Here is a 6,216-nt window from a genome sequence, read left to right on the forward strand (position 1 = left end):
ATCAGCCGGGGGTCGAGGCGTATAAGAAGAATATGTTCGCCCTGCTCGGCAAGCCCGGCTATGAGGAGCGCCGTAAGGAGCTGGAGGCAAGGCTGTAAGTTAAGGCAACACCGCACAATTACATCTTCGGCGCTTTGCGGCAATTTTCCGCCCTGATTTTGTTGCAATTGCTTGCAATATATCCAGTATTATTGTACAATTGCGCCTCATCAGTGCGCAGAATTTTCTCGCAAGTCGATTTTGCCGAATTATGCGGTATTATCTTAAGCATATGAAAAGGGGGCGGTCAGCTGCCCCCTTTTGCGTTGCAAGGAGGTGTGTTATGCAGGAAAACCGTACATCCGGCGCGGCCGCTGCGCAAAGCGGCATGCGGAAAGGCAAGCCGTGGTTTGGGTGTTTGCAAGCGTACTTTTTGTATTTTCTGGCCTACTCGGTGCTCGGCTGGTGCTATGAGGTGTTTTTAGAGGTTGTGGTGTACCGCTGGGGCTTTTCCAACCGGGGGTTTTTGTGGGGGCCGTATTGCCCGGTATACGGCTTCGGCGCGCTGTTGTTGCTGCTGTGCCTGCGCGGGGTGATGAAGCGGCGGCTCCTGTGGGGGCGCGTCTGCGTCACGCCTGCGGTCGTGTTCGTGGCCATCGTCGTGCTGACGACCGTGCTTGAGCTTCTGACCAGCTATCTGCTCGAATGGACGACCGGCGGTTGGCTGTGGGATTACAGCAGCTATACCATCCAGTTTGAGGGGCGTATCTGTCTAAGCGCCAGCCTGCGCTTCGGCGTAGCCGGGATGCTCGTGTTGTATGTCCTCCAGCCGCTGCTGGAGCGGGCAGTCACCCGGCTGGGCGAGCGGCGGCGCGCTGTGCTGTTCGCCGTGCTGTTCGGCCTGTTTCTGTTGGATTTTATTCTGCGCATTACATGAAATAGGGGAGAAGCATATGAAAACGATATATCTTGCCGGCTTTGATGTATTTGCGCCGGACGCGGTGCAGCGCGGCGCAAGGTACAAGCTGCTGTGCGCGGAAAATGGCTTTGTCGGCCTGTATCCGCTCGACCACGAGGCGGACGGTGCGCACCAGATCTTCTCAGGCAATTGCGGCCTGATCGACAAGGCCGACATCGTGATCGCAAACCTCAATCCCTTTCGCGGGGCGGAGCCGGACAGCGGCACCTGCTTTGAGGTCGGCTACGCCTGCGCCAAGGGCAAGAAGGTGTACGGCTATGTGGACGATGTGCGCACCCTGCGGGACAGGCTGGGAGAGACGGACGCGGACGGCTTCGCAGTTGAGGATTTTGGCCTGCCGCTCAACCTGATGCTGGCGTGCGCGGCCACGATCGTCCATGGGGACTTCGCCGCGGCGCTGGCGGCTTGTGCGGCGGAAAATTGAAAGCCGCGTCGCGTTTTGTGTGCGGGCGGGTATAATCCCGGTCGGGCTGCCCACAATAACCGTGGGTGATTGCAATGAAAAAGCAGACAGCCGGGCTGTTTCTGCTCGGTGCGGCCGGTTATCCGGCGCTCGAGCTGCTGTGGCGCGGACGGACACACTGGACAATGGCGCTGACCGGCGGCGCGGTGCTGGTCGGGCTGGGCAGCCTGCGCGGACGGCTGCGCGCCGAGCGGCCGCTCGTGCGCTGCGTGAGCGGCGCGGCCTGCATCACGGCGGCGGAATACGTCGTCGGCTGCACGGTAAACCGCGTCTGCGGGCTGGACGTTTGGGACTATTCGCGTGAGATCGGCAATGTGCAGGGGCAGATATGCCTGAAATACGCGGCGCTGTGGCTGGCGCTGGCTGCGCCGTTTATGCTGGGCGGCTGTTCGGCCGAAAGAAATGAAAGAAACGCTTGACTTTGCGCAGTATTTTTGGTATAGTAGTCAAGGAAACAAGGAAGAAGGCGTCGTCCTCACCCGCAGCGCTGGCGAACGGGTCAATAAACGCAAAGGCCGCGCGGCGGCCGCGCGCTTTATCTGTTGGAGGACGACCGGCTTCGGTCCGTCCTTTTTCTTTTCATTTATTCGTTTTTGTTTGGAGGTGCTACCCATCAGCAGCATGGAACATCAGATCAACGAAGAGATCCGCGACAAGGAAGTCCGCCTGATCGCCGACGACGGCGAGCAGCTCGGCATCGTACCTATCCAGCAGGCGCAGCAGGCCGCGATCGACAAGGGCATGGATCTGGTCAAGATCGCCCCGCAGGCCAAGCCGCCCGTCTGCAAGATCATGGATTACGGCAAATTCCGCTTCGAGCAGGCCAAGCGGGAAAAGGAAGCGCGCAAAAACCAGCGCGTCGTGGAGATCAAAGAGATCCGCCTGACCCCCAATATCGACGTGGGCGACCTGAACACCAAGGTGAAAAACGCATGTCGTTTTCTGAAGGATGGCGATAAGGTCAAGGTCTCGGTTCGTTTCCGTGGACGCGAGGTAACACACGCATCGCTCGGTCAGGATCTGCTCCATCGCTTCGCGGAGCTGTGCACGGAATACAGCACGGTGGAAAAGCAGCCCAAGCTCGAGGGACGCCAGATGATCATGTTTCTGGCCCCGATCAAGGACAAGTAAGACAAAAGCGCGTTTCCAGCGCAAATTGAGAGAGGAGCAAAACCTATGCCTAAGATCAAAACGCACAGCGGTGCAAAGAAAAGATTTTCCGTTACCAAGAACGGCAAGATCAAGCGCGCCCATGTCGGTCGCCGCCACATCCTGAATAAAAAGTCCACCAAGCGTCTGCGTCACCTGCGCAAGGAGGGCTTCGCCGATCAGACCAATGTAGCGCAGGTCAAGCGCCTGATCCCCTACAAATAAGTTAAAAATATCTTTCATATAGGAGGCAATCACAATGGCAAGAGTTAAGGGCGCAATGATGACGCGCAAAAGAAGAAAGAAGATCCTCAAGCGTGCCAAGGGTTACTGGGGTGCCAAATCCAAGCACTTCCGTGTAGCCAATCAGGCGGTCATGAAGAGCCTGAAGTACGCTTACATTGGCCGCAAGCAGAAAAAGCGTGACTTCCGCCGCCTGTGGATCACCCGCATTTCGGCTGCCTGCAAGCTCAACGGCATGAATTACAGCACCTTCATGAACGGTCTGAAGAAGGCGGGTATCGACCTGAACCGCAAGATGTTGGCCGAGCTGGCGGTTAATGACATGGCCGCGTTCACCGCGCTGACTGACAAGGCCAAGGCTGCTCTTTAATTTTTTTGAAAACGTGCGATATAGGGGACGGGTGTCGGTGCGCCCGTCCCCATAAAAGTTTGGATTTCAGTTAAGAAAGTGAGGTTTTGGACATAAACAGGTTGGAGAATAAAGTCGCTATCGTTACCGGTTCGACCAGCGGCATCGGCATCGGCATTGCAAAGCGCTACGCCGCGGAGGGCGCGCAGGTCATCGTCTGCGGGCGGCGCGTGGAAAAGGGGCAGGCCGTTGTGGACAGCATCACCGCGGAGGGCGGCAAGGCGGCCTTCCATGTGATGGACATTACCGATCCCGCAAGCATTGAAAAGCTGGTGGAGGACATCGCCGAAACCTATGGGCGAATTGATATTCTGGTCAACAACGCCGCCAATGTGGCGCTCAAGGATGGCCGCGTGGACGAACTGACCATTGAAATGTGGGACGCCATCTTCCAGAGCGATATGCGGGGCACGTTCTATGTGACCAAATGTGTGCTGCCGCATATGCGTAAGGATGCGCGCGGCGGTTCGATCATCAACATTGGCTCTATGGCTTCCTGCGGCGGCGATTTAGGCTCGACCGCCTATGCCAGCGCCAAGGCGGGCGTGGATATGTTCACCAAGTCGGTGGCATTGCAATACGGCAAGGATAATATTCGCTGCAACTGTGTCCGCCCCGGTCTGATTATCACCCCCGAGAACGAGGCCAAGGTACCGCAAGCGCTGAAGGATATTTTCCTGAGCAATATCATGGTCAACCGTTACGGATGCCCGGACGATATCGCGCATGCCTGCGTTTATTTCGGCGCGGATGAAAGCGCCTATGTCAGCGGACAAATCATTACAGTGGATGGCGGCTTGAATTCTCATGCGCCCACTGTTGCCCAATTCCGGGCTATGGGTTCCCGCACTTGGTAATGGTGGCTCTGCGCAAACGGCTTCACGCTGCGCGGTTTGATACGGTTTTCTGAAAAGAAAGACAGCGGCGTGCCGCTGTTCGTGAGAGAAGCCCCTGTAGGCTCGGCTGTCGTTTGGACAGCCGAGCCTTTTTCAGTAGTGGTCGCGCAGGCGCTCGTGCTCTTTGGTGAAAAAGGACAAATGTTGACAAATGTTTTACAAAAATTTTTCTTGCTTTTACCGCGCAGTATTGATATACTGTAATACACAATCAGAATACAAAGAAAGGAGTTGAAAGTGATTATGAGACATCTGCGGATTCCCCAGCGGCCCGACCGGCCTGATATCGACGACCTGATTTTTGGCGATGCCCATACCGGACAGAGCGAGAAGTAAAATACCTTTGGGAATGTTCCACGTCAGGCGCGTATGGAGGTACGGTGCGGCTGCGTGGTTTTTTTATATCTTGCAATCAAAATTGGGCATTTGCGTGGCCTTGCAGGGGAAAAGACCTGCTATATAGAGGCTGTGCCGCTGGAATAGAGTCGATATGAAAAACGACAGCCGCATGAGATAATCATGCGGCTGTCGTTTGCTATGCGGGTCTGCGCTGTTTGGCACGGCGCATCAGAACGCGATTTTCTTGGCCAGATAGTGGAACAGATCGTCGATCTTGACGCGCTCCTGCTCCATCGTGTCGCGGTCGCGGACGGTGACGCAGCAGTCCTGCTCGGTCTCAAAGTCCACCGTGACGCAGTACGGTGTGCCAATCTCGTCCTCGCGGCGGTAGCGCTTGCCGATCGAGCCGGCATCGTCAAAGTCCACATTGAACTTTTTGGACAGCTTTTCCCAAAGCGGCATGGCCTGCTCGGTCAGCTTTTTGGAGAGCGGCAGCACGGCGGCCTTAAACGGCGCGAGCGCGGGGTGCAGGCGCAGCACGGTGCGCACGTCGTCCTTACCGTTCTTGTCCTGCCCAACGACCTCCTCGTCATAGGCATCGCACAGAAAGGCCAGCGCGACACGGTCAGCACCGAGTGAAGGCTCGATCACATAGGGGATATACTTTTCGTTCGCTTCCTGATCGAAATATTCCATCGAAACGCCCGAGGTGTTCTGGTGCTGGGTCAGGTCGAAGTCGGTGCGGTCAGCGATGCCCCACAGCTCGCCCCAGCCAAAGGGGAAGAGGAACTCGATATCGGTCGTGGCGTTGGAGTAATGGCTCAGCTCCTCCGGGTCGTGGTCGCGCAGGCGGAGGTTCTCCTCCTTCATGCCGAGCGAGAGCAGCCAATTATGGCAATAGTCCTTCCAATATTTGAACCACTCCAAATCGGTGCCGGGCTTGCAGAAGAATTCTAGCTCCATCTGCTCAAACTCGCGGGTGCGGAAGGTGAAATTGCCCGGGGTGATCTCATTACGGAAGGATTTGCCCACCTGACCAACGCCAAACGGGATTTTCCGGCGAGTGGTGCGCTGAATGTTCTGAAAGTTGACAAAGATGCCCTGCGCGGTCTCGGGGCGCAGATAGATCTCATTTTTTGCGTTTTCGGTAACGCCCTGATAGGTTTTGAACATCAGATTGAACTGGCGGATATCAGTGAAGTTGTGCCCGCCGCAGTTCGGACAGGCGATCTGGTACTCATCTATATAGGCGCGCATCTGCTCGTTTGACCAGCCCGCGGGGTTCTCGCCGGTGGCCTCCTCGATGAGCTGGTCGGCGCGGTGGCGGGTCTTGCAGTCCTTGCAGTCCATCAGCGGGTCGGAAAAGCCGCCTACATGGCCGGAGGCGACCCATGCGGTCGGATTCATCAAAATAGCCGCGTCCAAGCCGACGTTATACGGGCTTTCCTGAATGAATTTCTTGCGCCATGCAGCCTTGACGTTGTTCTTAAACTCCACGCCGAGCGGGCCATAGTCCCACGTGTTGGCCAAGCCGCCGTAGATCTCCGAACCGGCATAGACGAAGCCGCGTCCCTTGCACAAGGCGACGATTTTTTCCATTGTTTTTTCGCTGTTTTTCATTTCCATTCTCCCTTGCGGTGCATCTGGCTGATGCGCGCTTTTTTTGAATACAAGCAAAAAAGTGCTTGACATAAGCTTATTTTACCTGTATAATTATTACTTGTCAAGGGCATTCGCCAAAACACGTTTTTTGTCAGAT

Annotated in this window: 9 protein-coding genes; 8 read left to right on the plus strand and 1 reads right to left on the minus strand. The window is 56.2% G+C overall.

Going from position 1 to position 6,216, the window contains the following annotated elements; genetic code table 11:
• The first annotated feature begins 322 nt into the window (after window positions 1-322).
• The 8 genes from MR935_RS08085 to MR935_RS08120 all read left to right on the plus strand — a co-directional run bounded on the left by MR935_RS08085 (window position 323) and on the right by MR935_RS08120 (window position 4,322).
• Window positions 323-916: a putative ABC transporter permease gene (locus MR935_RS08085; RefSeq protein ID WP_290572594.1), complete on the plus strand. Its 594-nt coding sequence runs from the start codon at window positions 323-325 to the stop codon at window positions 914-916.
• 16 nt (window positions 917-932) lie between these two features.
• Complete coding sequence (locus MR935_RS08090) at window positions 933-1,382, plus strand: nucleoside 2-deoxyribosyltransferase (RefSeq protein WP_290572596.1); 450 nt, start codon at window positions 933-935, stop codon at window positions 1,380-1,382.
• A gap of 74 nt (window positions 1,383-1,456) precedes the next feature.
• Window positions 1,457-1,840, plus strand: coding sequence for a putative ABC transporter permease (locus MR935_RS08095; RefSeq protein WP_290572598.1), 384 nt, complete (start codon window positions 1,457-1,459; stop codon window positions 1,838-1,840).
• 202 nt (window positions 1,841-2,042) lie between these two features.
• Complete coding sequence (gene infC / locus MR935_RS08100) at window positions 2,043-2,552, plus strand: translation initiation factor IF-3 (RefSeq protein ID WP_290572600.1); 510 nt, start codon at window positions 2,043-2,045, stop codon at window positions 2,550-2,552.
• Window positions 2,553-2,597: 45 nt separating this feature from the next.
• Complete coding sequence (rpmI, locus tag MR935_RS08105) at window positions 2,598-2,795, plus strand: 50S ribosomal protein L35 (protein WP_290572602.1); 198 nt, start codon at window positions 2,598-2,600, stop codon at window positions 2,793-2,795.
• Between the two features lie 34 nt (window positions 2,796-2,829).
• Window positions 2,830-3,183, plus strand: a complete 354-nt coding sequence (gene rplT / locus MR935_RS08110; protein ID WP_290572604.1) for a 50S ribosomal protein L20 — start codon at window positions 2,830-2,832, stop codon at window positions 3,181-3,183.
• A gap of 101 nt (window positions 3,184-3,284) precedes the next feature.
• The gene (locus MR935_RS08115) at window positions 3,285-4,079 is read left to right on the plus strand and encodes an SDR family NAD(P)-dependent oxidoreductase (RefSeq protein WP_290572606.1); all 795 of its coding nucleotides are present in this window, start codon (window positions 3,285-3,287) and stop codon (window positions 4,077-4,079) included.
• A 69-nt stretch (window positions 4,080-4,148) separates the two neighbouring features.
• Complete coding sequence (locus MR935_RS08120; RefSeq protein WP_290572608.1) at window positions 4,149-4,322, plus strand: hypothetical protein; 174 nt, start codon at window positions 4,149-4,151, stop codon at window positions 4,320-4,322.
• A gap of 363 nt (window positions 4,323-4,685) precedes the next feature.
• Here MR935_RS08120 and MR935_RS08125 read toward each other — a convergent pair whose 3' ends face one another.
• Complete coding sequence (locus MR935_RS08125; protein ID WP_290572610.1) at window positions 4,686-6,077, minus strand: glycine--tRNA ligase; 1,392 nt, start codon at window positions 6,075-6,077, stop codon at window positions 4,686-4,688.
• Window positions 6,078-6,216: the final 139 nt, after the last annotated feature.

It is taken from the genome of Agathobaculum sp. (genome assembly GCF_022775115.1).
GTDB lineage: Bacteria > Bacillota > Clostridia > Oscillospirales > Butyricicoccaceae > Agathobaculum.